This window comes from Methylocystis rosea SV97 (assembly GCF_000372845.1).
Classification (GTDB): Bacteria; Pseudomonadota; Alphaproteobacteria; order Rhizobiales; family Beijerinckiaceae; genus Methylocystis; species Methylocystis rosea.
The window spans coordinates 603,515-629,953 of record NZ_KB889963.1; the positions used below are offsets into that span (position 1 = coordinate 603,515).

Here is a 26,439-nt window from a genome sequence, read left to right on the forward strand (position 1 = left end):
GCACGTTCATCCGCCCCTTTTAATCGTAAGGTCGTCTTGTCTTGCAATTGCAAGACAAGTGTTTGCGGAGAACCTTCGTGTTCGTCGCAAATGTTATCGACTCATTTATGGAGAAATTTCATGAAGACCGCATTGTTTCTTGCGGCCGCCATCGCGGCCAGCTCTCTGAGCGTCGACGCGAACGCCGCGCCGATAGGCGTTTCGTTGAAGGCGCCGGGCGAATCTGTCGAGAACGCCGCCCTTTCTTGGCGCTGCGGCAAGAAGAATCCGGCGTCCTGGGGCACGTTCGGCAACGGCTGCCTCAAGCAGAAGCGCCGATGGGGCAGGGGCTCATAATCGCCCATGCCGCGTCCCGCCCGTCACCTGACGGACAGCGAAACGGCTAGCGCGTTTCGAAGCCTAATGCCCCTCTTTCAAAAAGAGGGGCATTAGCGAATCGTCGGAATGGTCAAGCTCGGCGCTAGCGGCCGCTTTTTATTCGAAGAGGCCAAAACCTCGCGCAGCTTGAGAACCGGCGCAACGAGGTCCTGGTCGAGATCGCCCAGGGCTGGCCGCGGCCATCGAATTCCGCACTCGACTTCGGTTGGCGAGAATTGGCGCTGTATTGGCGGGCCTGCGGCTATCTCAAGCAGAGCTTTCGGCTTTTCATCCTCGAGAGCCTCGTTTCGAGGATGGAGATGCGGCGGGCGTTGTCCGCCACTCGAGATTTGGCGCGGAGCCCCCCCGGTCCGCGCCGATCGTGATGCGTCAAAGACGACGGTTTCGGCGTCGCTCCTCCCGCGACGCCGGATCCGCGACACCGCGCCGCGAACCATCGCCGAGACGACGGCCACCGACGAGCGCGGCGTCAATCCAAGCTTGGCGTCGCCTCGTCGGCCAAACGTCGTCCGATGTCCGGACGCGCCGCGAAGCGCAGTCTATTTCTTGACAAACAGCGCCAGCGCCTCCGGCGCGAGCACCCCGCCGGTGATCTCGACCGTTGCGAACGGCGCGGCCTGCGCCACTGCTTTGCTGGTGATCATGATCTGGCCGATTCGCTTCTCAAGCTGCTCGATCGACGCGGCGTAGACGACACGCCCAATTCCGCACCAGACGATCGCGCCCATGCACATCGGGCAGGGCTCGCCCGACGTGTAAAGCGTCGCGCCTTCGAGATCCTTAGCCGGATTGTCGGCGACGAAGCGGCGAATCGCCATCATCTCGCCATGCGCGGTGGGATCATTGTTCGTCACGCCGAGATTGCGTCCCGTCGCGACGACCTTGCCGTCGCGCACGATCACGGCGCCAAAGGGAAAGTCGCCCTTGGCGGCTTCAGCGATCGCCAACCGCATAAAGCCTTCGTCCTCCGGCAGGACGGGCGCGCGCTTGGCATGGCCATGCGCCGGCGCGGCGCCAAAAGCTAACCCGAAACCTGCGCCTATCGTCGCCAGCGCGGCGCGCCGATTAAAGCGGCCGCCGTCGCAGCCGCATGTCGTTTGGCTCATTTCCCGCTCCAGCGCGCGCTTCGTCTTCAGGCGCCAACTTGACACGGCGAACCCCCCTGCGCCACACGCGGCGACCCAAACAATAATAAAGCAGGGACGGTTACGCATGCAGAAGGCTTTCATTTTTCCGGGTCAGGGATCTCAGGCGGTCGGCATGGGCAAGGCGCTGTTCGACGCCTTCGAGCCCGCGCGCGCGGTTTTCGCCGAGGTCGACGACGCGCTGTCGCAGCCGCTTTCGAAACTGATGTTCGAAGGTCCTGAAGCCGAGCTGACGCTGACCGCCAACGCCCAGCCGGCGCTGATGGCGGTTTCGCTCGCGACGATTCGCGCCCTGGAAGCCGAATGCGGCCTTGATCTTCCGCGCGACGCGGCCTTCGTCGCCGGCCATTCGCTCGGCGAATATTCCGCTCTCGCGGCCGCGGGCGCGCTGACGATTTTTGACACCGCGCGGCTGTTGCGCATTCGCGGCGACGCCATGCAGAAGGCGGTTCCTGTCGGAGAAGGCGCCATGGCGGCGCTGCTCGGCGCCGATCTCGATCTGGCGCGCGCCGTTGCGGAGGAGGCGACGACCGCGGCGAACGGCGTCTGCCAGGTCGCCAATGACAATGGCGGCGGCCAGGTGGTGATTTCCGGCGCGAAGACCGCCGTCGACAAGGCGATCGACATCGCCAAGGAGAAGGGAATCAAGCGCGCGCTGCTGCTGCCGGTCTCCGCGCCCTTCCATTGTGCGCTGATGCAGCCCGCCGCCGACGCGATGCGCGAGGCGCTCGCCGGAGCGGCGATCAGCGCCCCGCGCGTTCCGGTCGTCGCCAATGTGACGGCGGAGCCGACGCAAGACCCGGAGGCGATTCGCCGACTGCTCGTCGAGCAGGTCACCGGCGCGGTGCGCTGGCGCGAATGCGTGGCCTATATGGCGAGTCACGGCGCGACGAAGTTCGTCGAATGCGGCTCGGGCAAGGTTCTCGCGGGGCTTTTAAAGCGGATCGCGCCGCAGGCAGCGGGGGTCTCCGTGGGCGCCCCGGCCGATTTCGACGCCTATCGCGCCTTCGCGTAAAGGCGCGGGAAGCAAAGGAAAAGCAAAGAAAAGGCCCGGTCGCGAGGACCGGGCCCATTCTCTCGACCGAAAGGCCGATCAGTCGGATCAGTGAGATCAGTACTTGGCCAACACCGGCGCCGGGGAGCCGAAGTTGAAGTGGTAGTTGATGCCCGCGCGGATCGTGTGGAAGCGCGTGCGGTTGTTCACATTGTTCAGGCCCCAACCCGGGTTGAACGCAAACAGCCAGTTGTTGTTGCTGTTGCTGCCGCTGATCTGCGTATACAGATACTCGACCTTGGCGGACCAATTCGGGAAGAACATCCACTCGGCGCCGCCGCCAGCCGTCCAGCCGGTCTGCACCGCAGAGTTCTGGTTAAACCAGCTGTTGCGCTGCACTTCGCCATAGGCGAAGCCGCCCGTGCCGTAGACCAACAGTTGCGGGCTCAGCAGGGTGATGCCGACGCGGCCGCGAACGGTGCCGAACCAGTTCAGGCGCGCCGATCCAGCGCCACCGCCGCCGAAACCGCCAAACAACCACCAATTGTTGTTGTTGTTGCCGCCGGAGCCGATGCTCGTGCCCTGGAAATCGGTCTCGACGCCGACGACGAACATCGGCGTGACCTGGAAGTTATAGCCGATCTGACCGCCGCCAACGACACCGCCTTTGCTGTTGTTGCCATTGTTCCAGCCGCCATTCCAACCCTGGTTGGAGGAATTGCTGGCCAGGAAGCCACCGCCGAGGTTAAGACCGGCGTAGAACCCGGTCCAGGTCATGATCGGCGGCGGCGGGATGTACGGCGGAGGAGCCTTGTGGGAGGGTAGATCGGCGGCGTTCGCGGCGCCGGCGAAAAGCGCCGTCGCCAGAGCCAGGGCCGAGATCGCTGTCTTCATCTCTCTATCCTTCATTTTGAGCCAACTTAAATTATTAGGTGCGCGTCAGTCCCGTGACTCTTTCGGACGTTCCGTGGACGCTGACCCCCAAGCACGGCGGACTGTGCGCAAATTTCTCGCGGGAAACAACAAACAGAAGGTAAAATCGGGCCCAAAAGACCCAAAAGATTTCGACTGTTGCAGTTACGCCACAATGAAGTTTGACGCAGATTCCGATGCGTTGTTGAGCAATTCAGTCTCGAATCCGTCGCTTGCGAAACGAAGCCGAACTGACGCCCACTTTCTCCCAATATCCGATCGGGCGTCGGTGACGTCCGCCGTAGTGGAGGCGGTCGTTTGAAGTTGAACCGCGGCTGAAAAAAGGCCACTCCCCGAACTGAGCTATTAAGACTCACGCCATCGGGATGAGGGAGGAGAGGGAAGATATGTTTGATCTCAACGGCAAGACTGCGCTCGTCACGGGCGCGAGCGGCGGAATCGGCGCGGCGATCGCGCGCGCGCTTCACGCCGCCGGCGCGATCGTGGCGCTTTCCGGCACGAGGAAAGAGGCGCTCGAGGCGCTTGCCGGCGAATTGAACGGCCGCACGCACATTCTGCCCTGCAATCTTTCGCAAAAGGACGAGACCGAGAAGCTCGTGCCGACGGCGGAGGCGGCGATGGGCGGTCTGGACATTCTCGTCAATAACGCCGGCATCACCCGCGACATGTTGTTCATGCGCCTTAAGGACGAGGACTGGGACGCCGTCATCAACGTCAATCTGACGTCGGCCTTTCGCCTGTCGCGCGCGGCGCTGCGCGGGATGATGAAAAAGCGCTTCGGCCGAATCATCCAGATTACGTCGGTCGTCGGCGTGACCGGCAATCCCGGGCAAGGCAATTACGCCGCCGCCAAAGCGGGCATGATCGGCATGTCGAAGTCGCTGGCCGCCGAGGTCGCCTCGCGCGGCGTGACGGTCAATTGCGTCGCGCCCGGATTCATCGAAAGCCCGATGACCGACGCGCTGACAGACGCCCAGAAGGAGGCGATCCTTCGCATGGTGCCGACGGGACGGCTCGGGACCGGCGCCGACGTCGCGGCCGCCTGCGTCTATCTGGCCAGCGCCGAGGCCGCCTATGTCACCGGGCAGACCCTGCACGTCAATGGCGGCATGGCCATGATCTAGGAGAGGCGAATCGCCTGGAAAACGCGTCTGCGGCGACCTTTTCGCCGCGTGCGTGAGAACCCGGGGGCGCCTCTCGCCATGCTCAGGGAAGTATGCTACCAGACCTCGCCGCTGAGGGGCGGCGTCGCCGCGATTTAAACCCGGTGGAGCAAGTCGCAACGCGTCTCGCACACATCAGGGCGATCGGCGCGCGATTGCACGTTAAAGGGATGAAGGGCGATCACGGAGCGCGCCAGCAGGCCTGCTCTAAATCGCCACACGGCGCGTGAGGCGCCAAACGCAGACAGGGATAAAAGAAGATGAGCGATGTCGCCGAGCGCGTGAAAAAGATTGTTGTCGAGCATCTCGGCGTCGAAGCCGACAAGGTCGTCGACAAAGCCAATTTCATCGACGATCTGGGAGCCGATTCGCTCGATACCGTCGAACTCGTCATGGCTTTCGAGGAAGAATTCGGCGTCGAGATTCCCGACGACGCCGCCGAGACGATTCTCACTGTGGGCGATGCAGTGAAGTTCCTCGAAAAGGCGAAAGCCGCCTGACGAACTGAAGATTCAAGCGCACGGCGGATCCTCTCGCGAGGCTTCGCCGACGCCGCCATTTCCGACAACATAACAGTTCGAGAGTAGAGCCATGCGCAGGGTGGTCGTCACCGGTCTTGGCGTCGTATCTCCTTTGGGCTGCGGCGTGGAGACCAATTGGCGCCGTCTCGCCGCCGGAGAATGCGGCTTCAAACGTATCGACACATTCGAGGCCTCCGACCTCGCGTGCCAGATTGCGGCGGTCGTGCCGCGCGGCGACGGCACGAACGGCACGTTCAATCCTGACGACTGGTTCGATCCCAAAGAGCAGCGCAAGGTCGATGATTTCATCATCTATGGCGCGAGCGCGGCGACCCAGGCGTTAAAGGATTCCGGCTGGGTGGCCGACACCCCGGAGAAGCAGGAATCGACTGGCGTTCTGATCGGCTCCGGCATCGGCGGGCTCGGCGGCATCTACGAAACCTCCGTCACCTTGAGGGAGAAGGGACCGCGCCGCGTGTCGCCTTTCTTCGTCTCTGGCCGAATCATCAATCTCGTGGCGGGCTATGTCTCCATCATGCACGGCCTGAAGGGCCCGAATCATGCGGTGGTGACAGCCTGCGCCACCGGCACGCACGCCATCGGCGATGCCGGACGCATCATCGCAGTGGGCGACGCCGACGTGATGGTCGCCGGCGGCGCCGAATCGCCCGTCAATCGCATCGGCGTCGCTGGCTTCGCCGCGTGCCGCGCACTGTCGACCGGCTTCAACGATCGTCCTGAAGCCGCCTCGCGGCCCTATGACAAGGACCGCGACGGCTTCGTGCTTGGCGAAGGCGCTGGCTGCGTCGTGCTTGAGGAATATGAGCACGCCAAGGCGCGTGGCGCGAAAATCTACGCCGAACTTATCGGCTACGGCATGTCGGGCGACGCCTATCATATCACCGCGCCGGCGCCCGATGGCGACGGCGCCTATCGCTGCATGAAGGCGGCGCTGAAGCGCGCCGGCATTTCCGTCACCGACATCGATTACGTGAACGCGCACGGCACGTCGACGCCGCTCGGCGACGAGATCGAACTCAAAGCCGTCGAACGTCTTCTTGGCAATGTCGAACCTAAGCTCGCCATGTCATCGACGAAATCCGCGATTGGCCATCTGCTCGGCGCCGCCGGCGCCGTCGAAGCGATCTATTCGATCCTGGCGATGCAGGCGAATGTCGCGCCGCCGACGCGCAACCTCGACAATCCCTCGGTTGCAACGACGATCGACCTCGTGCCGCACAAAGCCCGCGAGAAGGAAATCAATATCGCTTTGTCGAATTCCTTCGGTTTCGGCGGCACGAACGCCTCGCTGCTGTTTCGCCGCGCCTCCTGAGCAGGGGCGCTCAACCGGCGCATTCGAACGTCTATCGCTCGATGCGCCGGAGCCTGCGAACCGAAGCGGCGCATTCCTGAATTCGCCACAATGAGGCATAGTGTAAGTCCTCGGCGATAATCGGCGTGAAATCTTCGAGCGTTTGATGGGCGTGGTGCGATGAGCGAACCGGACAATAAAGGCGCGCCCGAAAAGCCAACAGACGCCGCAGCGGCGGCGCCAAGCGCGCCGACCTCTGCCGAAAACGCCGAATCCGCCGCGCTGCAGCGCGAAGACCTCACAGTTCAACCGAGCTTGACCGCGCCCCCAGAGGATTCTGGCGCGCCGCCGATAGACATTGCGCCGCCTGACGCCGCGCCGGTCAAAGAGCCCGCCACGGTTGCGTCTGCGCCAGCGCCGCAGCCGCCCATCGCGGCGAAGGTCGAGGCGCCTCCGCCCGAGCCGCCGAAGGCTCCCGCGCCGCCTGCGGCTGCCATCGCCACGCCGATTCCGGCGCCGCCCCTTCAACCCGCCGTGGTTCCCCCGCCAGCGCCCCAGCCGCCCATCGCGGCGAAGGTCGAGGCGCCTCCGCCCGAGCCGCCGAAGGCTCCCGCGCCGCCAGTGGCTGACATCGCCACTCCGGTTCCGGCGGCGCCCATCCAACCCGCCGTGGTTCCCCCGCCAGCGCCGCAGCCGCCCCTTGCGGCGAAGGCCGAAGGGCCTCTGCCAGATGCTCCGATAATTTCCGCCCCGTCAGCGTCTGACATCGTCACGACGGTTCCTACAGCGCCCTTCCCACCCATCGTTCCGCCGCCAGCGCCACAGCCGCCCGTCGCGGCGAAGGTCGAAGCGCCCCTTTCGCAGGCAGCTCCCGCCCCCGCAGCGCCGCCACCCCCATTGGCGCAAGCGGCCGCGCCGACCGGCTACGTCGCGCCTGCTGGCGAAACCGCAAAAATGTCTCCAGCGCCGCCGGCGGGACCCGCATCGCCAGCTCCAGCGCCTTCGACCGCGCCGCAGCCGCCCGCAGCTGAAGCGCCAGCGCTCGGACCTGCCGGCCCGTCCTCGACGGCAAAGCCGGGCGCCGCTGCGGCGGGCGCCGGCATATTCCGACGGCGCGTCGAGCCCAGCGCCAAACAGGATTTGCAATCGCAGACCGCGCCCAAGGCTGCGCCCACGCCCAAGGCTGCGCCCACGCCGAAAAAGCGTAAGCGTCGCGAGGGAACGCTTTCCGTGGCGAGCGGCTTCCTGAGTTTTGTGCTCGTCGCGCTGGTCGCCGGCGTCTTCGGCGTCATCGCCGCCATGCACAAGCTGAAAGAACCCGGACCGCTCGCGGCCGACAAGGTCGTCTATATTCCGCCGCGCAGCGACTTGCTTGAGATCATCTCTCAACTCGAGCGCGAAGGCGTCATCGCCAATTCGACGCTCATGCAGCTCGGGATCGTTCTCGAAGGCAAGCTTGGCAAGCTGAAGCCCGGCGAATACGCATTTAAGAAAAACATCAGCGTTCGCGACGTGATCGATCAGATCGCCTCCGGCCGCCAGATCATGCACAGCGTGACCATTCCGGAAGGCCTGACTTCAGAACAAATTGTGCAAAAGCTGAAAGAGGCCGAACTGCTGGTGGGCGATATCGTCGACTTGCCAAAGGAAGGCGCTCTGCTGCCCGAGACCTACAAATACCCGCGCGGCTACCCTCGGGCGCGTCTCCTCGGGAAGATGCAGGAAGACCAACGCAAGACGCTCGACGCGATCTGGGCGAAGCGATCGCCGGACCTGCCGTTGCGCACGCCTTACGAACTGGTGACGCTCGCGTCGATCGTCGAAAAAGAGACGGGCAAGAACGAGGAGCGGCCGCGCGTCGCCGCCGTCTTCGTCAATCGGCTGCGCAAAGGCATGCGCCTTCAGTCTGATCCGACGATCATCTACGGCCTCGTCGGCGGAAAGGCGACGCTCGGCCGGCCGATCATGCGCAGCGAGATCGAGAAGTGGACGCCTTACAACACATACGCCATCGACGGTCTTCCGCCGGGACCGATCGCCAATCCCGGCCGGGCGGCGCTTGAAGCCGCCGCGCATCCGGCGCCGACGCGCGATCTCTATTTTGTCGCCGACGGCACGGGCGGCCATGTCTTCTCCGAATCGCTCGACCAGCATTCGCGCAACGTCCAGAACTGGCGGCGACTGGAGAAGGAAAAGACCGACGGCGCGGTTGATCGCGGCACGCCCGGCGTTCCCGCGCCGGCTGCGCCCAAGCCCGACAAGCGCACGCAGGCGCCTATCGGACGTCTCGTCACGCTTGCTGACAGTCACGAAGACTTTCCGCCGAACCGGGCCATGGCGCCCGATGACGGCCCGACTCACCGGCTCGGCAAATTTTCTTACGCCGAAGCCGATTTTTTCCTCGGCGGCCATGGCGACCGCGCGCAGGTCCAGGCGGCTGAATATGCCGCCCTGAGGCCGGCGCGACCCTTCTTTACCGAGGAATCCGTGCAGCTGCGCGCCAAGACGTTATTTGACCCGATGCTTCTCGCCGGCCGCCCGGCGCCGCCCCGTGCGGAGGAGGAGCGGCTCAATCCGGATATGACGACGATCGCGAGCGAAAGTCCGGACGCTCAGCCTGACGATGGCGGCGAGATCGCCGCCTATCCGGTCTCGCCGGCGCAGCGCGCCGAACAGAGGGCCCGCGCGGCGCGTCTCGGCCTTGCGGCAGGCTCCGACGAGCTTCCCGGCGAAGCGCTCGGCGGACGACTCGCCCAGGACGCCGCGCCGCCGGCGGGCGCCGCGGCTTTGGCCGCGACGGACGGTCGGCCCTATCGTCCGCGCGCCTTCGACGCCTCAGAAGGCACGCCGCTCGACCCGCTGCGCGACAAGAGCTGGGATCTCACCTCAGCTAAGACGGTCCCTGTGACGAGCGATTTGCGGTAAGGCCGACGCGGCGATAGTCAGGCGCGGCGCAACTCGGCCTCACGCCGATTCGCCGTCTCGGAGTCGCCGCCGCAAATGAGCATTCACAGCATGACGGGATTCGCCCGCGTTCAAGGCGCCGTCGTCGCCTTTCGCTATGCGTGGGAGATCAAGAGCGTCAACGCCAAGGGGCTGGACCTGCGTCTGCGCGCCCCGCCCGATTTCGACTTCGTGGAGATCAAGGCGCGGGAAAAAATCGCCGCGCGGCTCGCGCGAGGGGCGGTCTTCGCCAATCTTGTCGCAAAGCGCGAGGACGAAAGCCAGGTCGCCCGCGTCAACCGGGCCGCTCTCGACGCCCTTCTCGCCGTGCTTTCCGAACGCCCGCCGCCCGCCAATGTCGGACCCGCGACGCTCGATGGTCTGCTCGCGGTGCGCGGCGTCGTCGAGATCGTCGAGCCGGAACTGTCCGACGCCGATCGCGCCGAACTCGACGCGCAGATTCTCGGATCGCTGGATGAAGCGCTTGACGCGCTGATCGCCTCGCGCACGGCGGAGGGCGGCGCTCTGGCGGCGGTTCTTCATCAGCGGCTCGAGCGCATATCGATCCTCGCCGCGCAGGCCGACGCCGCGCCGGCGCGCCAGCCTGAAGCGATTCGCGCGCGGCTGAAGCAGCAGCTCGCACGCCTCATGGAGAACGCCGACTCCCTCGATCCGGCGCGGCTGCATCAGGAGGCGGCGCTGCTTGCGGTTCGAGCCGACATTCGCGAGGAGCTCGACCGCCTGAAGGCGCATGTCGACAGCGCCTCCAAACTGCTCGCTGCGGGAGGGCCGATCGGCCGTCGTCTGGATTTTCTGGCGCAGGAGCTTGGCCGTGAGACCAACACGCTGTGCGCCAAATCGAACGACGCCGGACTCTCCGCCATCGGGCTTGAACTGAAGATCGAGGTCGAGCAGTTGCGCGAACAGGTTCAGAACATCGAGTGAGCGCGAGTGGACAGCGCGGCCGCTACTCGCTAACTCGCTACTCACTATTGGCTACTCGCTCTCGAAAAGTCATGCTTCCAACTCCATCCAGCCGCCGCGGCATTGTCCTCATCCTTTCCTCGCCCTCCGGCGCGGGCAAGACGACGCTAACGCGGATGCTGCTGCAGGACCGCGATCTCGATCTGACGCTGTCGATTTCGGTGACGACGCGCACAAGACGTTCGAGCGAAGTCGACGGCATCCACTACAGCTTCATCCCCGAGCGTCGATTCGCCGCCATGCGCGAAGCCGGCGAACTTTTGGAATGGGCCGAGGTTCACGGCAATTTTTACGGCACGCCGCGCGGGCCGGTCGAAGACATTCTTGCGCAAGGCCGCGACTGCCTGTTCGACATTGATTATCAGGGCACGCGCCAGGTGCGCGAGAAGATGGGCGCTGACGCCGTCACTGTCTTCATCCTGCCGCCGTCGATGGATGAACTGCGCGCCCGACTTGAACGGCGCGCTGAGGATTCGCGCGAGGCGATGGCGCGGCGGCTGGAGAATGCGCGAAAGGAAATCGCGCGATGGAAAGATTACGACTATGTGATCGTCAACGACGATCTGCAGCGCGCCTTCGACGATCTGATCGCGATCCTGCGCGCCGAACGGCAGAGACGGCCAAGGCGCGATAAGGAAATCGAGCAATTCGTCGCCAAGCTTTTGAGCGAATAGCTCTTCGCGCGCGGCGCGCTATCTCGTCACCATGGCGCCTATTGCTCTCAAGCGCGTTTATGAGCAAGCCGAAGCGGAAGACGGAACCCGCGTGCTCGTCGATCGGCTTTGGCCGCGCGGGCTGCGCAAGGACAAGGCGGACCTTGATCTCTGGGCGAAGGACGTTGCGCCAAGCAATACGCTGCGGCGCTGGTTCGACCATAGACCTGAGCGGTGGGAAGAATTCCAGAAGCGCTATCGCGCCGAACTTGCCGCGCCCGAGGCGCAGCCGCAGGTCGAGGCGCTTCGCGCATTGACGCGCAAGGGCCGCGTCACATTGCTCTATGCGGCGCGCGATGAATCGATGAACAACGCCGTCGTGCTGCGAGACGATCTGCGCAAGCGTCACTGAGCCAAAAGCGCATTGGCCAGAGCGACGAAGCCCACGACGTCGATTTCTTCCGCGCGTTTGGTTTCGTCTATTCCGGCCGCCACGAGCAGCGCCGACGCGTCGACGCCAAGCGACTTCAAACTTTGCCGCAACATCTTGCGGCGCTGTCCGAAGGCGGCTTGCGAGACGCGCGACAACGCGCGTGGATCGCAGTGAAGCGGCGTGGGATTTGGCGTCAGCTCAATGACGGAAGAGGTCACTTTCGGTGGCGGCGTGAAGGCGGCGGGCGACACATCGAAGAGAATGCGCGCTTTCGTGCGCCAGCCGCACAGCACCGCGAGCCGACCATAATCGGCGCGCTCTTTCGGCGTCGCGACAATGCGCAGCGCGACCTCTTTTTGAAACATCAGCACATAGCGATCGAAGACCGAGGGCCAGGGTTCCGCTGCGATCCACCGCGTCAGCAGCGCCGTGGCGACGTTATACGGAAGGTTGGCGCAGATGCGCGCAGAAGCTCCGTTGTCATTCCCGACGGGCCGAAGGTCGAGCGGGGAATTGGCATTTTTTTCGGAATCTGCCCTGGATTCCCGATCGCTCGTTTCACGAGCGTCGGGAATGACAGGCGCGTGAGTCCGCACGAGCGCTGCAATGTCTGTCTCCAGCGCATCGCCTTCGACGATCGTCAGCCGGCCTGGATAATACGCTGCAATCTCTTCGAGCGCCGGCAAACAACGAGGATCGCGTTCGACGGCGATGACTCGCGCGCCTTGCTCGAGCAGCGCGCGCGTCAGCCCGCCGGGACCGGGCCCGATCTCGACGATGATCGTGTCATCGAAAGGTCCGGCGGCGCGGGCGATGCGCGCGGTGAGATTGAGATCGAACAGAAAGTTCTGTCCAAGCGATCTTTTTGCGTCGAGTCCGTAACGGGCGACGACCTCTCGCAGCGGCGGCAGCGCGTCGGCCACTTAACTGATTCGTCCTGCAAGTTTGATCGCTTCGATCAAACTCGTCGGATCGGCGATTCCTTTGCCGGCGATGTCGAACGCCGTTCCATGATCTGGCGACGTGCGCACGAAGGGAAGGCCGAGCGTTACATTCACGCCGCGGTCAAAGGCGAGCGTCTTGATCGGAATGAGCGCCTGATCATGCGTCGGACACAGCGCGACGTCATATTTCGCGCGAGCGGATTCGTGGAACATCGTGTCAGCGGGAAAAGGTCCAGACGCATTGACGCCGCGCGCGCGCAATTGCGCGATCGCGGGCGCGATAGTGTCAATCTCCTCGCGGCCAAGCGCGCCCTCTTCGCCCGCATGAGGATTGAGGCCGGCGAAAGCGAGGCGCGGGTCACTGATGTGAAAACGCGCGCGCAGATCGTGCGCCACAATTTCTCCCGTTTCGACGATCAGTTCGCGCGTCAGGTTTTTCGAGGCGCTGGCGAGCGGAATGTGAATCGTGATCGGAACGACGGCAAGTTCCTCCGACCACAGCATCATCACCGCGCGGTAATCGCCGCCATAATGGCGATGCGCGAGTTCCGCCAAAAACTCGGTGTGCCCGGGATGTTTGAATCCCGCTTCATAGAGAACCGATTTCGCGATCGGATTGGTGACGACCGCGCGCGCTTCACCTTTTGCGACGCACTCCACCGCCTGCTCGATGGAGACAATCGTTGATTGAGCGTCTTGACGATCAGGACGGCCGGGCGCGCCGGCGACGACATGACGCCCCGTGTCGACGACAGGCAGCGCGCGCGAGAAGACATCGCGGGCCTGCGCCGCCGTTGTGCTTTCAATCTGGATTTCGAGTGCGAGAGTGGCCGCGACCTGGGCGATAAAGGCCGGAGGGCTGAGCAAGAAAAACGGCGGCAGATCGCGTGATTCACGCAGGACATAGGCCATGAGCGCGAGCTCCGGCCCGATGCCTGAAGGGTCGCCTTGAGTGAGGGCGATGGGAGCGAGCGTCACGGCTCTTGGCTGCCCTCGTGGCAGTCGCGGGCGCCGGACCGGAAATTGCGCTGGCGCTGCTTGGTCATGAGCGACTGTGCCGCAGACGCGGCACGAAATCAAACCGCCCGGCTGTTACGATACATAGACTTAACCTATGGATTCGGCGGGGTGAGCTATCGCTCACGGTGATAGAAATCTTCCTGCCGCAGCTTCCGTAATGCGCCGCAAAAAACGTTTTATTTTTTTAATGTGCCGCGCCGGTCGCTTCCGGCGCCATCGCGCAGTGAAAAAAGAAGCTCCGGCGGTCCTTTGGAGCCGCGCCGGAGCTTTTTCTTGACAGTTCGGCTACTGAGCGCCTTCGAGAATGATCGTGCCGCTCGGATCGTGTGGTCCGTCCTCAGTCAGCTGACGCGGATAGTGTCGCATGACGTCGCGCGGCGTCGCGCTCAAGGCTTCATCGCGCCCGTGTTCGCGCACCGCGTCGCCCCAAACCTCGCGGAAATTATAGTGCCGCTCATATGCGAAGGCAGAGCCCGCAGAAAGTGCGACCCCGAGCGCCGCAGCGGCAAAGACGAGTTTAAAGGACATCGTATTCTCCATCCCGAACTGCGCTTGCGGGCGGGATGCCCGGGCGCCCCTGTGGAGAAGAGAATCCTTCATCTGTTTGTCATAATAAAGTGTAAGCTACTTCACCCTTCTGACGCCCGTGTGCGATGCAGCAATCATGCGGTCTCGCCGATCTATCGATAAAACAAATGCGCGCCGCTCAGAGAGCGACGCGCACAAAAATGCTAGACGGCGATAAGGCTTAGGCCTTGCCCGCCGGGGCATGAGGAACGCCTTCTTTGTCGAGCAGAGCGACGAGTTCGCCGCTCTGGAACATTTCCTTGGCGATGTCGCAGCCGCCGATGAATTCATTCTTCACGTAGAGCTGCGGGATCGTCGGCCAATTGGAATAGGCTTTGATGCCGTCACGTATCGCGCCGTCGGCGAGCACGTTGATGGCCTTATAGGGCACGCCGAGGTGGTTGAGGATCTGCACCACCTGCATGGAGAAGCCACATTGCGGCGCCTGCGGCGTTCCCTTCATGAAGAGCACGACGTCGGAGGATTCAATTTCGCTTTTGATGCGGGAGTTGGCGTCTTCGGACATTGTCATTTGCCTTTCTTGCGGCGTTCAAGGCGCCGGTTGAGGAGAGAGATTAGGGCGCGCGCGTCGTCAGCTGCAGCGCATGCAATTCGCCGCCGAGCCGGTCGCCGAACGCGGCGTTGACCATCTGGTGCTGCTTGACGCGGGTGAGCCCGCGGAAGCTTTCGGAGACGACCGTCGCCGCCCAATGATCGTCATCGTTGACGAGCGCGGTCAGCTCCACCTGCGCGTCGGGTATGGCGGACTTGATGAGACGCTCGATTTCAGCGGAGGGCATGGGCATTTTATGACACCTGTGTCGAGAAAGCGCACGAAAGCGCGTTGTCATCTCCGGCCATGAAGGCCGGCAGCGGGGCTTCATGCGCCTTGCGCAGCTCGGTCAGCAATATCGGCGCCTCGCCGGGCAGGATCAAGGCGTCGCCGCCGACGCGGCCGATCGCCAGAATGGGCACGCCCGCCGCCGCGCCCTCTCGGACCACCTCTACGGCGTTCTCGCCCTGCGGGATGGTGACGAGATAGCGCGCCTGATCTTCCCCAAACAGCGTCGCGTGCCCAGGGCCCGATGGGAGCGCCGCGATTTCGGCGCCCATGTCGCCGGAGAGCGCCATTTCCGCGAGCGCGACGGCGAGACCGCCATCCGAGAGATCATGCGCCGCGCTGGCGCGCCCGGAAAGAATCAGTCCCCGAAGGAAGTCGCCGTTCCGGCGCTCGGCGGCAAGATCGACCGGCGGCGGAGCGCCCTCCGTGCGCCCGCAAAGGTCATGCGCATAGGCTGACTGGCCGAGCCAGCCCTTCGTCTCGCCGATGAGCAGGATTCCATCGCCGTCTCTGGCGAAGCCGGTTTGCGCCGCCTTGGCGACGTCGGCGATGAGTCCGACCCCGCCGATCGCCGGGGTGGGCAGAATGCCGGCGCCCTGCGTCTCGTTGTAGAGCGAGACATTCCCGGAAACGATGGGGAAATCCAGCGCCCGCGCGGCTTCGCCGATTCCCTCCAGGCAGCCGACGAACTGGCCCATGTATTCTGGCCGCTCGGGATTGCCGAAATTCAGATTGTCGGTGAGCGCCAGCGGCGTCGCGCCGCGCACGGTGATGTTGCGCCAGCTTTCGGCGACCGCCTGCTTGCCGCCCTCGTAAGGGTCGGCGGCGCAATAGCGCGCCGTGACGTCGGTGGTTAGGGCCAGGCCTTTCGGTCCCTCCTCCACCCTGACCACGGCGGCGTCGCCGCCGGGCGGCCGCACGCTATTGCCGAGAATGAGGTGATCATACTGCTCCCAGACCCAGCGCTTCGAGCAGAGATTCGGCGTCGCGAGCAGCTTCAGCAGCGCGTCGCGGTTCGACAGGGGCGGTTTGATCGACGCCGCATCGAGCGCCGGCTGTGTCGGCGTTTGCGTCCAGGGACGGTCATAGAGCGGCGCCTCGTCGCCCAATTCCTTGATCGGCAGATCGACCTTCACCTCGCCCCTGTGCTTGACGACGAAGCGCAGCGTGTCAGTCGTACTGCCGATGATCGCGAAGTCGAGCCCCCATTTTTCGAAGATCGCCTCGGCCTGCGCTTCAAGTTCGGGCTTGAGAACCATGAGCATGCGCTCCTGGCTCTCCGAGAGCATCATTTCATAGGCGGTCATGCCCTCTTCGCGGCATGGAACGGCGTCGAGGTCGAGCTCGATGCCGAGATTGCCCTTGGCGCCCATCTCCACCGCCGAAGATGTCAGTCCGGCGGCGCCCATATCCTGGATGGCGATGACCGCGCCCGACGCCATCAGCTCCAGGCAAGCCTCGAGCAGCAGCTTCTCCGAAAAAGGATCGCCGACCTGCACGGTGGGGCGCTTTTCCTCGGCGTCCTCCTCGAAGGACGCCGAAGCCATGGTGGCGCCGTGGATGCCGTCGCGGCCGGTCTTGGAGCCAAGATAAACGATCGGATTCCCGACGCCGGCGGCGGCCGAGTAGAAGATCGAGTCTGTGCGGGCAAGCCCGACCGCCATGGCGTTGACGAGAATATTGCCGTCGTAGGAGGCGTCGAATTCCGTCGAGCCGCCAACCGTCGGCACGCCGAAACTGTTGCCATAGCCGCCGACGCCGGCGACGACCCCGGCGACGAGCCGCCGCGTCTTGGGATGCGACGGGCGACCGAAGCGCAGCAGGTTCAAGCAGGCGATCGGCCGCGCCCCCATCGTGAACACATCGCGAAGGATGCCGCCGACGCCCGTCGCCGCGCCTTGATAGGGTTCGATAAAGGACGGATGGTTGTGACTCTCCATCTTGAAGACGCAGGCGTCGCCATCGCCGATGTCGATGACGCCGGCGTTCTCGCCCGGACCGCGAATCACCCAGGGCGCTTTGGTCGGAAGCTTGCGCAGATGCACGCGCGACGATTTGTAGGAACAGTGTTCGTTCCACATCGCCGAAAATATGCCGAGTTCGGTGAAGCTCGGCGTGCGGCCGATGAGAGTCAGGATGCGCGCATATTCATCGGGCTTGAGGCCATGAGCGGCGGCGAGCTCCGGCGTAACGGCGGGTTCGGTCGCGCTCACTTAACCTCGCATTGACGTGAAAATCTCGGCGGCTCTTCGCGCGTCTTCGCCGCGCTGCGGCGGCGCAAGGAATACTGTGCGCCGTCTGGCGCGGCAAGCCGCGCACACGCCTAAAATCGCATCTAAGACGCTGTGCATGGCAGCGCCTGCAGCAAAGCTATGTTCGCTATCCCACATGAATCTCAGGGGATTGTTGCCTGATAGCCACAGCGGCCAAGAATGAGCATGCCACAGCCTAATTTTGCATCAGAGTTAGTTGCATTACCAAAAATTTATAGCAACGTGAACGGGACTTCGGCGCCTTCGTCGTCGACCGTCTACCGCAGAATTTAATCCGGGGGTTCCGATGAAGAATTTTGTTCGCGGCGCGTTAGCCGCACTTTTGGTCGGGAGCGTGGGCGCCGCCGCCCAGGCCGCCGACCTGCCCAGGTATAAAGCGCCGCCGCCGCCGCTGCCGCCGGCCTTCACCTGGACGGGCCTCTACGGGGGCGTCAACATCGGTTACGCCTTCGGCGACACCACTCGGGAAACGGGCGGCCTGGGCTATCTCTCCGGCATTCCGGTCGTTGGGGCGGCTCCGCTAGCGCCCCTTGGCTCCACCTGGAGCGTCGGGCAAGATCTGCACGGCATCGCCGGCGGCGCACAGCTCGGCTACAATTATCAGTTCAACCCATGGCTCGTCCTCGGCGCCGAGGCCGACATCCAAGCCACCGATGCGGTCTCCCACAGCCGGTCGACCCTCGGGCGGTCCGACGCCGCCGGAGGCCACCTGCAGAGCATGAATTCGACGAAGAACGTCGACTGGTTCGGCACTGTGCGCGGACGGGTCGGCTTCACTCCGATTTCGATACCGAATCTGATGATCTATGGCACGGGCGGTTTCGCCTATGGCCAAGTCGTCAACAATGTGGGGTTCGCCGATAATTTTCTCAATCTGGGAATAAGCGGCATCGGCAACGGCTATTACGACAACACCAAAACCGGCTGGACCGCGGGCGGCGGCGTCGAATGGTCGCCGTCCATGTTCCCGTCATGGTCGCTCAAGGCCGAATATCTCTATGTCGATCTCGGCTCGACGTCCGCCAATTCCGTGCCGCTCAACGGCGGCGTCCCGGCCCTGATCGGCCCCACATCTCCTGTTTTCGCCGCGACGCATAGCTCGCCGACGCGCTTTCAAGTCGTTCGCGCGGGCATCAACTGGCACTTCGATCCCTTCGCGGTCGCAGCGCCTTTGAGCGCGGGCGGCGCTCTACCCTCCATCAAGGGACCGCCGCCGGCCTTCGTCGACAGCTACCAGCCGTTTCAGGTGCGCCTGAAGGTTGCCGGCGTCATTCCGCTCAACGGCCATGGCACGGTCTACGACTCGGGCTCCGGATATCCCGGCTTGGGCTCCATTGGTCGGCTCTCGGGGCTGACCGGCTATAATGGCGTCATTGCCGGCGCGAGCACCAATACCTCGTCGGCCATCATCCCAATGCTCGACGTGGCCTATTACCTCACTAAGAACTGGGCGATCGAAGCGATTTGCTGCGTCGCGCCCCATCATATCCAGGGCACCGGCACAATCTCCAGCGACTTCGCCCGCGCCTGGCTGTTCCCGCCGTCCATCATGGCGCAATATCACGTCACCAATTTCGGCGCTTTCCAGCCCTACATCGGCGTCGGCGTGAACTTCACCACCTTCTGGAACACCCGCGTCAACAACGACACCTGGTCGATTCCTTTCGCCCCTGGCTCGGCGCTTAGCACCCTGGGTCTGGGCGGAGTCCGCAGCACCTTCCAATACGCCACGGTCGCGCCCTCGTGGGGCCCGGTGGGACAGATCGGCTTCGACTATATGCTGAACGATCATTGGGGCGTGAACGTCGACTTCAAATATATCGGGCTGCACCCGATGGTTCACTCCACCGTCGTCGCTTTTCTGCCGCAAGCGCCGGCGCTGGGAGCGGTCTACATCCCGGTCAAGGTGTCTCTGCCGATCAATCCGGTGGTCATCTCGGCGGGCCTCACCTATCGCTTCGGCGGCAGCCTCCTGTCGCCGCTGTTCTAAGGTTAGCAATCACGTGAAACCGGCCCTTGCGGGTCGGTTTCAGATACAAAAACCCCCGGCTCACGCCGGGGGTTTTTTGTTCACGTGGCATCGCTGAGAAGGCGCGCCAACAGCGATCGAGGAAAGCCGCGCTGCGCATGGCGGAGCGCCATTGGCGCAGAAAAAGACGGCGCCATCTATTCTGACCACGCCGTCGACGTTGTGACCAAGAGGAAAGCTACTGGGTCAGCAGCCGACAAATCGAGTCGAGTTGCTCCAAGGATTCGTAGCGAATCCGAAGTTCGCCGCTCTCACCATTCGAACGAAGTTCGATACGCATCCCGAGCGCATCGCTCAAGGTCCTTTCGATCGCGCGCGTATCGGCGTCCTTGGCGGGGCGAGCGGCGGCGCTCTTCGACGGGCGAGCATTCAAGGCGTGGTCCTTCGCCAGTCGCTCCACGTCGCGAACCGTCAACCCTTTTTCGACAATGCGGCGCGCCACCGCGCTGGGGTCCGCCACGGCGAGAAGCGCGCGTGCGTGGCCGGCCGAAATCGCGCCCTCGCCCACCAGCCGTTTCGCGTCCTCCGGCAAAGCGAGCAGACGAATCGTATTGGCGATGTGAGACCGGCTCTTGCCGATGATTTTCGCGATTTCGCCGTGGGAATATCCAAACTCGGCGCCGAGCCGCTCATAGCCTTTTGCCTCCTCGATCGCGTTGAGGTCGGCGCGCTGCACATTCTCGATGATCGCGAGTTCGAGCGCTTCCTTGTCGTTCGCCTCATGGATGACGACCGGCACGTCGGAAAGACCTGCCATCTGCGCTGCGCGCCAGCGCCGCTCGCCCGCGATGATTTCATAGGCGTCGGCGACGCCGACGATGACGCGCACGATGATGGGCTGGATCACGCCCTTCTCGCGGATCGAAGCTGTCAGTTCGGCCAGATCCTCCTCGCGAAAGGAGATACGCGGATTGCGCGGATTCGGGCGCAAGAACTCGATCGGCGCCGTTCGCGGACCGCGCGGCCGCTCGGCCGGGGCGGCGTCCGCGGCGGCGTCGCCGAGAAGCGCCGCCAATCCCCGGCCCAGCCGGCGCCGCGAATCATCCGCCATCATGAAGCTCCTTCTTGGTTCTAGGACCGCTTGGCTCTCGGGCTGCTTGATCTCGGCTGCTTGACTCTTAGGCCGCGCGCAACCGCTTCTCGCGCTGGATCACTTCCGAGGCGAGCTTCAGATAGGCCTGACTGCCCGCGCATTTGAGGTCATAGAGCAGCACCGGCTTGCCATGTGAAGGCGCCTCCGAGACCCTGACGTTGCGCGGGATCATCGTTTGATAGACCTTCTCGCCCATGAAACGCCGCACGTCGGCGACGACCTGATTGGCGAGATTGTTGCGGGGGTCATACATCGTCAGGACGACGCCGTGGATGGACAACTTGTGGTTGAGTGTCTGCCGAACCTGTTCGACAGTCGAGAGGAGCTGAGACAGGCCTTCCAGCGCGAAGAATTCGCACTGCAGCGGCACAACGACGGCGTCGCTGCTCGCTAACGCATTGATAGTCAAGAGATTAAGCGACGGCGGGCAATCGATCAGAATGTAGCTGTAGCGCCGCTCAACATCGTGGTCGGCCGCCAGCTCGGCGAAGGCGCGCTTCAACCTGTAGGCGCGATCCTTGTCATTGGCGATTTCAAGCTCGACCCCGAGCAAATCGAGAGTCGACGGCGCGATCGAGAGGCGCGGCACGGCCGTGGCGATGATCGCGTCGGCGAGGCTCGATTCGCCGAGCAGCACGTCATAGGTGGAAATCGTTCGTTGGTGACGGTCGACGCCAAGGCCGGTCGACGCATTGCCTTGCGGATCGAGGTCGATGACGAGAACTTCCTCGCCGACCGCCGCCAGCGCCGTGCCGAGATTGATGGCGGTGGTCGTCTTGCCCACGCCGCCCTTTTGATTGGCCAGCACAAAAATGCGCGGCGAAGAGGAAGCGGTCACAATGGGGAAACCTTGTGCTTGACGACGACGACGCGCGCGCCCTTGCGGGTGCGGCTGTCCACCGATTCGCAACTCAAGCTACCGAGCGCCTTAACCGCGGTCAATTCGTCTCGCCACTCTTCCCCCTTTAAAAACACCCCAACGGCGCCTTTTTCTAACGGCGCCTCGGCAAGCTGCACGAGACGGGAGAGCGGCGCGAGGGCGCGTGCGCTGACGCCGCCAATTTCGGCCAGATTGGGCAGAACGCTTTCGATTCGCCCCGCATGAATGACCACCGGCGCTCCTGTTTCACGTGAAACAGCGCGGAGGAATCCAGCCTTACGCTGGTCGCTTTCAATCAGGTGAACCACGGCATCGGGCGTGGACTTCAACAAGAGCGCGGTCATCAGCCCGGGAAAGCCTGCGCCTGACCCCAGGTCCGCCCAACGCCTGACGTGAGGCGCGGCGGCGTGAACCTGCGCCGAATCGGCGAAATGCCTCGACCACGTATCGTCGAGCGTCGCCGCGGAGACGAGATTGATCTTCGCCTGCCAGCGACGCAGCAGGGCTTCGTAGATCTCAAGCTCCGCTTGGATAGGTTTGAGTTCCGGGAAGAGCCCGAGCGCCTCTTCACGGCAAGATCTATCTCTCACGCGCGGCGCGCCCGAGCCGCCAGCAGCGTCAACGCCGAAGGCGTCATGCCGTCGATCCGCTGCGCCTGGCCGATCGTGCGCGGCCGCAGATAGCTCAATTTTCCGCGCAATTCCGCAGAGAGCCCGGCGATTGCCGCATAGTCCAGCCCATCCGGCAGCGCCAGGCGCTCGTCGCGTCGATACGCGTCGATATCGGCCTGCTGGCGGTCGAGATAAACGGCGTAGCGGGCCTCCGTCTCCAAGCGTTCGGCAGTATCGGCGTCAATTCCGCTCAACTCTGGCCAGATCGGCGCCAAGCGCGCCAGTGTGATGTCCGGAAAGGACAGCAGCGCATAGGCGCTGCGGCGCAGCCCGTCCTGATTGACCGGCAGGCCGTGCCGGCGCGCCGCCGCCGAGGTCAATTCGCGCGTTTGCAGCATGTTGCGCGCAGCTTCGAGGCTGGCCGCGCGAATCGCGTGATGCGACGCCCGGTCAGCGCCGACGCAGCCGATTTCGATCCCGCGCGGCGTTAGGCGCTCATCGGCGTTGTCGGCGCGCAGCGACAGGCGATATTCGGCGCGCGAGGTGAACATGCGATATGGCTCGCTGATCCCCCGCGTGACGAGATCGTCGACCATCACCCCGAGATAGGCTTCGGCGCGATCGAGGACGATCGCAGCCGTTCCGGCGGCGTAGCGCGCCGCATTGATCCCGGCCAGAATCCCTTGCGCCGCAGCCTCTTCATAGCCGGTGGTGCCGTTGAGCTGCCCCGCGAAGAAAAGACCGCGAAAACGCTTGGTTTCGAGGGTCGCCGAGAGTTCGCGCGGATCGACATAGTCATATTCAATCGCATAGCCCGGCCGCAGAATGCGGGTCTTCTCGAGCCCAGGAATGGCGTTGATGAAGGCCTGCTGGGTCGCGAGCGGCAGCGAGGTCGAAATGCCGTTCGGATAGACCGTGTCGTCGTCGAGCCCTTCGGGTTCGAGAAAGATCTGGTGGGCGTCGCGGTCGGCAAAACGCGTCACCTTGTCCTCGATCGAGGGGCAATAGCGCGGTCCCGGTCCGGAGATGGCCCCCGTGCGCATGGGCGAGCGATGCAGATCGTCGAGAATGATCCGATGCGCGGCCGGCGTCGTGCGGGTGACGCCGCAGGAGATTTGACGGTTCGCGATCACCGTCGTCAGATAGGAGAAGGGCTCGGGCGTCGGGTCGCCCCATTGGACCTCGAGAGCCTCCCAGCGGATCGTGCGCCCGTCGAGCCGCGGCGGCGTGCCGGTCTTGAGCCGCGCGACCGCAAAGCCGGCCGCCCGCAATCGTCGACTCAGTCCGTTGGACGGCGCGTCGCCCATCCGTCCAGCGGGCGTGCGCTCATCGCCGATATGAATCACGCCGCCGAGAAAGGTGCCGGTGGCGACGACGACGGACCCGGCCCTGATCTCGCCCTCGGCGGTGACGACGCCACGAACGGCTTCGCCCTCCATCACCAGATCTTCGACCGAAGCTTCGACGATGGCCAGATTTGCGGTTTCGTCGAGCGCGGCCTGCATCGCCGTGCGATAGAGCTTGCGGTCGGCCTGGGCGCGTGGACCGCGCACCGCCGGGCCTTTGGAGCGATTCAGCACGCGGAACTGGATGCCGGCGGCGTCAGCGACCCGCCCCATCAGTCCATCGAGCGCGTCAATCTCCCGCACCAGCTGGCCCTTGCCGAGCCCGCCAATTGCGGGATTGCAGGACATTTCGCCGATTTTCGCGCGGTTCTGAGTCACCAGCGCCGTTCGGGCGCCCAGACGCGCCGCTGCCGCCGCAGCCTCGCAGCCGGCGTGGCCGCCGCCGATCACAATGACGTCGAATTGCTTCATACCGGAAGTCATGGCCTGGCCTGTTTCACGTGAAACATATCACTTGCCAATGCAAAAACGCGAGAAAACCGCGTCGAGAATTTCTTCGACATCGACGGCGCCGACAATCCGCCCGAGCGCGGCGCCGGCGCGGCGTAACTCCTCGGCCTGAAGCTCGAGCGCTTCTCCGCCAGCCAGGATAGCCTCAATGCTTTCAACGGCTTGCTCCAAGGCGCGACGATGCCTTTCGCGCACGATCAGCGACGTCGCGCCGTCGCCCAATCGCGCCCGGGCGCGCGCTTCAATCGCTGCAGCCAGCGTCTCGAACCCCTCTCCGCTCAAGGCGCAGACGCCGATCGCGCCTTGATGCGCCGGCGTCAGATCAGTTTTGGTCGCGACGCGGATTGTCTCGACGTCGTGCGCCGGCGGCGCCTCCCCAGAATCCGAGAGCCACAGCGCCAAATCGGCTGTTTCGACCCGCGCCAGCGTCCGATCGACGCCGATCCGTTCGATCGCGTCCGCCGCCTCGCGGAGTCCCGCCGTGTCGATCAGCGTGACCGGCAATCCGCCAATATCGAGATGCGCCTCGATCATATCCCTTGTCGTGCCGGGGATCGGCGAGACGATCGCCAGGTCGCGCCGGGTCAGCGCGTTGATCAGGGTCGATTTGCCGACGTTCGGCCGCCCGAGAATCATGACGAGAAAGCCGTCGCGCATGCGCTCCGAGGCTGGCGCGAGCTGCAACGCCGCGCGCATGTCCTCGGCAAGCGGCGAAAGCAGCGCGCCGAGCCGCGCCGGCGAAAACACCCCGACATCCGCCTCGTCGCTGAAGTCGAGCTCGGCCTCGACAAGCGCCAGCGACTCCACCAGCGACGCCCGCCAGTCCTCGACCTTCCGGCGCAAAGCGCCGCCCGCCACGCGCAGCGCCTGACGTCGCTGCGCCTCGGTCTGCGCATCGACGAGATCGGCAAGCGCTTCCGCTTGAGAGAGATCAAGCTTGCCATTGGCGAAGCTGCGGCGCGCGAATTCACCCGGTTCGGCCGGCCGCAGGCCGGAGAGCCGATGCAAAGCGGCGAGCGCGCCCTCGACGACCGCGCGGCCGCCATGGAGCTGCAGCTCGGCGTAATCCTCCCCCGTTGACGACGCGGGACCGGGAAAGAACAGCGCAATCCCCCGATCAAGCATTTCCCTAGTTTCTGGATCACGCAGAACCGCAAAGCTCGCCTGCCGCGGCGCCGGGAGCTTGCCGGCGAGCACCTTGACCGCCTCCCCGGCCCCCGGCCCCGAAATCCGGATGACGGCGATGGCGGCGCGTCCGGGCCCCGTGCCCAGCGCAAAGATTGTATCACGCGACATCACGGCGCGACGGACTCGCGGCGTGGCGGCGGGGAAACGGAACTTCCCAGCAGCCGCTCGCGATAAATCTTGCGAAACGCCAAAGTCGGCGCATCGGTGCGCACGGACGCCTCCTCGCCGGCCGGCGGAACCACGGGCGGCAGAGAGGATTCAACAATCGCCTGATCCTCGCGGGCGATTCTGCGGTTCATCCAGCGGAAGCCGAAATCAAACAGCGGCGCACGCGCGAAACTGCGCACAGTTAGGAGCCAAAGGCGGGTCGTCTGCGCGTCTTCGGGGATGCAGGCGACCATGAGCCGAAAAATCTTCCCCGGCGGGTCGATGAAAAGCTCCATCACATTGGGGAAACGATAATCCATATTGCCAGCGCGGGGCGCGCCGTCGACGCTCGCGCAAATGCGTCCGCCGTAGGGCCTCTCCTCGAATGTCATCTCCAACTTGCCGGCGCCGACATGTTTGGAAAGATCGCGCCCGATCGTGCTGCGGTGCACAAAAGGCAGATGCGGACTGTCGAGCATGTTTTCCATGACTCGCGTCCAATGCGCCTTCCAGACCACCGATTGGGCGCACAGCGCAAGGCCCTGAGGCGCCGTAAGCGTTTGAGACGGCGAAGGTTCTTCGATGGGATCGACGCCCGTGTAGAGCCACAGCAGACCGCCGGACTCGCGGCACGGCAAGGCCACGGCGCTCAAGTTTTCGCGCTTGGCTTCGGGATTCCAGGGGACGTGGCAGTTACGGCCCGAGCCGTCGAAACGCCAGCCGTGGAAGGGACATTCGATGACGCCCGTCTCGACTCGCCCGAGCGAGAGCGCGACGCCGCGATGCGGACATCGATCGATGAGCGCGCAGGCCTTGCCGCCAGCGTCCCGGAAGAAGACCACGCGCTCGCCGGCGACGCGCATCGCCAGCGGCGTGTCACGCTTCAGATCGCGCGCCAGGCCGACGATCGTCCACACATTGGCGAAATCCTTGAACATGCGCGCCGCTTATTTCCTTCGCCGCTGGAATTCGCAAGGACTGTCCGGCACAAAGACATATGCGAACGCAAGCAATATGTCGCCGGCTCAACGGCTCGGACGCGGGGTGCTTTCAGGCATTGCGTCTCGAGAGCTTTACATTGGAGCCCCGCGCCTTTCGCTTCGCGCCGGAAGATGAAGCCCATATCGCGGCAGACGCGGTCGCCGCACGCCTTCAGCGTGACTTTGTCATCGGCGCGTTCAACGCAGAAGACTCGCAAATGATTGGCGTTGGCGGATTGGCTTGGAGCGACGGCGTGAAAACACGCCACAAGGCGCTGCTCTACGGCATGTATGTGAAGGCCGCCGCGCGCGGATCGGGCGCCGCCGACGCGATCATGAAAAGACTGATCGACGAGGCGCGCGGCAGCGTCGAGATCGTCACGCTTACCGTCGTCTCGACGAATTTTCGCGCGCTGCGCTTTTACGAGCGATGGGGGTTTCGCGCCTATGGCGTCGAAGAGCGCTCAGCGAAAAACGGCGACGGCGATTATCTCGACGAAACGCTGATGGCGCTTCGTTTCGATGAATAAAACAGGTGACAAGACCGGCCG

At 64.1% G+C, this 26,439-nt stretch carries 25 protein-coding genes; 11 read left to right on the forward strand and 14 right to left on the reverse strand.

The genetic code is table 11. The features are described 5' to 3' along the window. The first annotated feature begins 120 nt into the window (after positions 1–120). Positions 121–336: a hypothetical protein gene (locus A3OO_RS23420; RefSeq protein WP_156824736.1), complete on the forward strand. Its 216-nt coding sequence runs from the start codon at positions 121–123 to the stop codon at positions 334–336. 581 nt (positions 337–917) lie between these two features. Here the strand turns inward: A3OO_RS23420 and A3OO_RS0103285 are convergent. Further along, positions 918–1,484 carry a nucleoside deaminase gene (locus A3OO_RS0103285; RefSeq protein WP_245257092.1) on the reverse strand — a complete coding sequence of 189 codons (567 nt, stop codon included), beginning with the start codon at positions 1,482–1,484 and terminating at the stop codon, positions 918–920. Between the two features lie 106 nt (positions 1,485–1,590). Here A3OO_RS0103285 and fabD point away from each other — a divergent pair, with 106 nt between their 5' ends. Continuing rightward, positions 1,591–2,538: an ACP S-malonyltransferase gene (gene fabD, locus A3OO_RS0103290; RefSeq protein WP_018406409.1), complete on the forward strand. Its 948-nt coding sequence runs from the start codon at positions 1,591–1,593 to the stop codon at positions 2,536–2,538. Between the two features lie 96 nt (positions 2,539–2,634). Here the strand turns inward: fabD and A3OO_RS0103295 are convergent, their stop codons facing one another. Continuing rightward, positions 2,635–3,411, reverse strand: a complete 777-nt coding sequence (locus A3OO_RS0103295; protein WP_026222651.1) for an outer membrane protein — start codon at positions 3,409–3,411, stop codon at positions 2,635–2,637. Between the two features lie 425 nt (positions 3,412–3,836). On the opposite strand from A3OO_RS0103295, the gene fabG reads away from it, so the two are divergent. The 7 genes from fabG (at position 3,837) to A3OO_RS0103330 (ending at position 11,438) form a co-directional block, all read left to right on the forward strand. Next, positions 3,837–4,574, forward strand: coding sequence for a 3-oxoacyl-[acyl-carrier-protein] reductase (gene fabG, locus A3OO_RS0103300; protein ID WP_018406411.1), 738 nt, complete (start codon positions 3,837–3,839; stop codon positions 4,572–4,574). A 299-nt stretch (positions 4,575–4,873) separates the two neighbouring features. Next, the gene (locus tag A3OO_RS0103305; RefSeq protein ID WP_014891668.1) at positions 4,874–5,113 is read left to right on the forward strand and encodes an acyl carrier protein; all 240 of its coding nucleotides are present in this window, start codon (positions 4,874–4,876) and stop codon (positions 5,111–5,113) included. A gap of 91 nt (positions 5,114–5,204) precedes the next feature. Next, positions 5,205–6,467 carry a beta-ketoacyl-ACP synthase II gene (gene fabF, locus A3OO_RS0103310; protein WP_026222652.1) on the forward strand — a complete coding sequence of 421 codons (1,263 nt, stop codon included), beginning with the start codon at positions 5,205–5,207 and terminating at the stop codon, positions 6,465–6,467. A gap of 159 nt (positions 6,468–6,626) precedes the next feature. Next, positions 6,627–9,371, forward strand: coding sequence for an endolytic transglycosylase MltG (gene mltG, locus A3OO_RS21045; protein ID WP_018406413.1), 2,745 nt, complete (start codon positions 6,627–6,629; stop codon positions 9,369–9,371). Between the two features lie 75 nt (positions 9,372–9,446). Beyond that, positions 9,447–10,334: a YicC/YloC family endoribonuclease gene (locus tag A3OO_RS0103320; RefSeq protein ID WP_018406414.1), complete on the forward strand. Its 888-nt coding sequence runs from the start codon at positions 9,447–9,449 to the stop codon at positions 10,332–10,334. A 71-nt stretch (positions 10,335–10,405) separates the two neighbouring features. Next, the gene (gene gmk, locus A3OO_RS0103325; RefSeq protein WP_026222653.1) at positions 10,406–11,047 is read left to right on the forward strand and encodes a guanylate kinase; all 642 of its coding nucleotides are present in this window, start codon (positions 10,406–10,408) and stop codon (positions 11,045–11,047) included. Between the two features lie 31 nt (positions 11,048–11,078). Beyond that, positions 11,079–11,438 (forward strand): DUF488 domain-containing protein, encoded by a 360-nt coding sequence (locus A3OO_RS0103330; protein ID WP_018406416.1) that lies wholly within the window; start codon positions 11,079–11,081, stop codon positions 11,436–11,438. Here A3OO_RS0103330 and A3OO_RS0103335 read toward each other — a convergent pair. The 6 genes from A3OO_RS0103335 to purL all read right to left on the reverse strand — a co-directional run bounded on the left by A3OO_RS0103335 (position 11,432) and on the right by purL (position 17,044). Beyond that, complete coding sequence (locus A3OO_RS0103335) at positions 11,432–12,382, reverse strand: ribosomal RNA small subunit methyltransferase A (protein WP_018406417.1); 951 nt, start codon at positions 12,380–12,382, stop codon at positions 11,432–11,434. The genes A3OO_RS0103330 and A3OO_RS0103335 overlap by 7 nt on opposite strands. Then, complete coding sequence (gene pdxA, locus A3OO_RS0103340) at positions 12,383–13,381, reverse strand: 4-hydroxythreonine-4-phosphate dehydrogenase PdxA (RefSeq protein ID WP_018406418.1); 999 nt, start codon at positions 13,379–13,381, stop codon at positions 12,383–12,385. Between the two features lie 327 nt (positions 13,382–13,708). Continuing rightward, positions 13,709–13,951 (reverse strand): hypothetical protein, encoded by a 243-nt coding sequence (locus tag A3OO_RS0103345; RefSeq protein WP_156824737.1) that lies wholly within the window; start codon positions 13,949–13,951, stop codon positions 13,709–13,711. A gap of 220 nt (positions 13,952–14,171) precedes the next feature. Continuing rightward, positions 14,172–14,516: a Grx4 family monothiol glutaredoxin gene (gene grxD, locus A3OO_RS0103350; RefSeq protein ID WP_018406420.1), complete on the reverse strand. Its 345-nt coding sequence runs from the start codon at positions 14,514–14,516 to the stop codon at positions 14,172–14,174. A 49-nt stretch (positions 14,517–14,565) separates the two neighbouring features. Continuing rightward, positions 14,566–14,796, reverse strand: a complete 231-nt coding sequence (locus tag A3OO_RS0103355) for a BolA/IbaG family iron-sulfur metabolism protein (RefSeq protein ID WP_026222654.1) — start codon at positions 14,794–14,796, stop codon at positions 14,566–14,568. Position 14,797: 1 nt separating this feature from the next. Further along, the gene (purL, locus tag A3OO_RS0103360; RefSeq protein WP_018406422.1) at positions 14,798–17,044 is read right to left on the reverse strand and encodes a phosphoribosylformylglycinamidine synthase subunit PurL; all 2,247 of its coding nucleotides are present in this window, start codon (positions 17,042–17,044) and stop codon (positions 14,798–14,800) included. Positions 17,045–17,390: 346 nt separating this feature from the next. Between purL and A3OO_RS0103365 the strand changes: the two genes are divergently transcribed. After that, entirely contained in the window at positions 17,391–19,094 is a 1,704-nt protein-coding gene (locus tag A3OO_RS0103365; RefSeq protein ID WP_018406423.1) for an OmpW family outer membrane protein, read from the forward strand. Between the two features lie 217 nt (positions 19,095–19,311). Here A3OO_RS0103365 and A3OO_RS0103375 read toward each other — a convergent pair whose 3' ends face one another. The 6 genes from A3OO_RS0103375 to A3OO_RS0103400 all read right to left on the reverse strand — a co-directional run bounded on the left by A3OO_RS0103375 (position 19,312) and on the right by A3OO_RS0103400 (position 25,846). Next, entirely contained in the window at positions 19,312–20,184 is an 873-nt protein-coding gene (locus tag A3OO_RS0103375; protein ID WP_026222655.1) for a ParB/RepB/Spo0J family partition protein, read from the reverse strand. A 67-nt stretch (positions 20,185–20,251) separates the two neighbouring features. Then, entirely contained in the window at positions 20,252–21,064 is an 813-nt protein-coding gene (locus A3OO_RS0103380; protein WP_018406426.1) for a ParA family protein, read from the reverse strand. Further along, complete coding sequence (locus tag A3OO_RS0103385; RefSeq protein WP_018406427.1) at positions 21,061–21,696, reverse strand: 16S rRNA (guanine(527)-N(7))-methyltransferase RsmG; 636 nt, start codon at positions 21,694–21,696, stop codon at positions 21,061–21,063. The genes A3OO_RS0103380 and A3OO_RS0103385 overlap by 4 nt, the downstream gene beginning before the upstream one ends. Continuing rightward, entirely contained in the window at positions 21,693–23,534 is a 1,842-nt protein-coding gene (mnmG, locus tag A3OO_RS0103390; protein ID WP_018406428.1) for a tRNA uridine-5-carboxymethylaminomethyl(34) synthesis enzyme MnmG, read from the reverse strand. The genes A3OO_RS0103385 and mnmG overlap by 4 nt, the downstream gene beginning before the upstream one ends. Before the next feature lie 39 nt (positions 23,535–23,573). Next, complete coding sequence (gene mnmE, locus A3OO_RS0103395; protein WP_018406429.1) at positions 23,574–24,869, reverse strand: tRNA uridine-5-carboxymethylaminomethyl(34) synthesis GTPase MnmE; 1,296 nt, start codon at positions 24,867–24,869, stop codon at positions 23,574–23,576. Continuing rightward, entirely contained in the window at positions 24,869–25,846 is a 978-nt protein-coding gene (locus tag A3OO_RS0103400; RefSeq protein WP_018406430.1) for an aromatic ring-hydroxylating oxygenase subunit alpha, read from the reverse strand. The genes mnmE and A3OO_RS0103400 overlap by 1 nt, the downstream gene beginning before the upstream one ends. A 140-nt stretch (positions 25,847–25,986) precedes the next feature. On the opposite strand from A3OO_RS0103400, the gene A3OO_RS0103405 reads away from it, so the two are divergent. Beyond that, a complete protein-coding gene (locus A3OO_RS0103405) occupies positions 25,987–26,418 on the forward strand; it encodes a GNAT family N-acetyltransferase (protein WP_245257093.1) in 432 nt (143 codons plus the stop codon). Positions 26,419–26,439: the final 21 nt, after the last annotated feature.

Excerpts from the sequence above, each read along its gene's own strand:
- A3OO_RS23420 (WP_156824736.1), top strand. The coding sequence starts at position 121 with ATGAAGACCGCATTGTTTCTTGCGGCCGCCATCGCGGCCAGCTCTCTG.
- A3OO_RS0103285 (WP_245257092.1), bottom strand. The coding sequence starts at position 1,484 with ATGAGCCAAACGACATGCGGCTGCGACGGCGGCCGCTTTAATCGGCGC.
- fabD (WP_018406409.1), top strand. The coding sequence starts at position 1,591 with ATGCAGAAGGCTTTCATTTTTCCGGGTCAGGGATCTCAGGCGGTCGGC.
- A3OO_RS0103295 (WP_026222651.1), bottom strand. The coding sequence starts at position 3,411 with ATGAAGACAGCGATCTCGGCCCTGGCTCTGGCGACGGCGCTTTTCGCC.
- fabG (WP_018406411.1), top strand. The coding sequence starts at position 3,837 with ATGTTTGATCTCAACGGCAAGACTGCGCTCGTCACGGGCGCGAGCGGC.
- A3OO_RS0103305 (WP_014891668.1), top strand. The coding sequence starts at position 4,874 with ATGAGCGATGTCGCCGAGCGCGTGAAAAAGATTGTTGTCGAGCATCTC.
- fabF (WP_026222652.1), top strand. The coding sequence starts at position 5,205 with ATGCGCAGGGTGGTCGTCACCGGTCTTGGCGTCGTATCTCCTTTGGGC.
- mltG (WP_018406413.1), top strand. The coding sequence starts at position 6,627 with ATGAGCGAACCGGACAATAAAGGCGCGCCCGAAAAGCCAACAGACGCC.
- A3OO_RS0103320 (WP_018406414.1), top strand. The coding sequence starts at position 9,447 with ATGAGCATTCACAGCATGACGGGATTCGCCCGCGTTCAAGGCGCCGTC.
- gmk (WP_026222653.1), top strand. The coding sequence starts at position 10,406 with ATGCTTCCAACTCCATCCAGCCGCCGCGGCATTGTCCTCATCCTTTCC.
- A3OO_RS0103330 (WP_018406416.1), top strand. The coding sequence starts at position 11,079 with ATGGCGCCTATTGCTCTCAAGCGCGTTTATGAGCAAGCCGAAGCGGAA.
- A3OO_RS0103345 (WP_156824737.1), bottom strand. The coding sequence starts at position 13,951 with ATGTCCTTTAAACTCGTCTTTGCCGCTGCGGCGCTCGGGGTCGCACTT.
- grxD (WP_018406420.1), bottom strand. The coding sequence starts at position 14,516 with ATGTCCGAAGACGCCAACTCCCGCATCAAAAGCGAAATTGAATCCTCC.
- A3OO_RS0103355 (WP_026222654.1), bottom strand. The coding sequence starts at position 14,796 with ATGCCCATGCCCTCCGCTGAAATCGAGCGTCTCATCAAGTCCGCCATA.
- A3OO_RS0103365 (WP_018406423.1), top strand. The coding sequence starts at position 17,391 with ATGAAGAATTTTGTTCGCGGCGCGTTAGCCGCACTTTTGGTCGGGAGC.
- A3OO_RS0103375 (WP_026222655.1), bottom strand. The coding sequence starts at position 20,184 with ATGGCGGATGATTCGCGGCGCCGGCTGGGCCGGGGATTGGCGGCGCTT.
- mnmG (WP_018406428.1), bottom strand. The coding sequence starts at position 23,534 with ATGAAGCAATTCGACGTCATTGTGATCGGCGGCGGCCACGCCGGCTGC.
- mnmE (WP_018406429.1), bottom strand. The coding sequence starts at position 24,869 with ATGTCGCGTGATACAATCTTTGCGCTGGGCACGGGGCCCGGACGCGCC.
- A3OO_RS0103400 (WP_018406430.1), bottom strand. The coding sequence starts at position 25,846 with ATGTTCAAGGATTTCGCCAATGTGTGGACGATCGTCGGCCTGGCGCGC.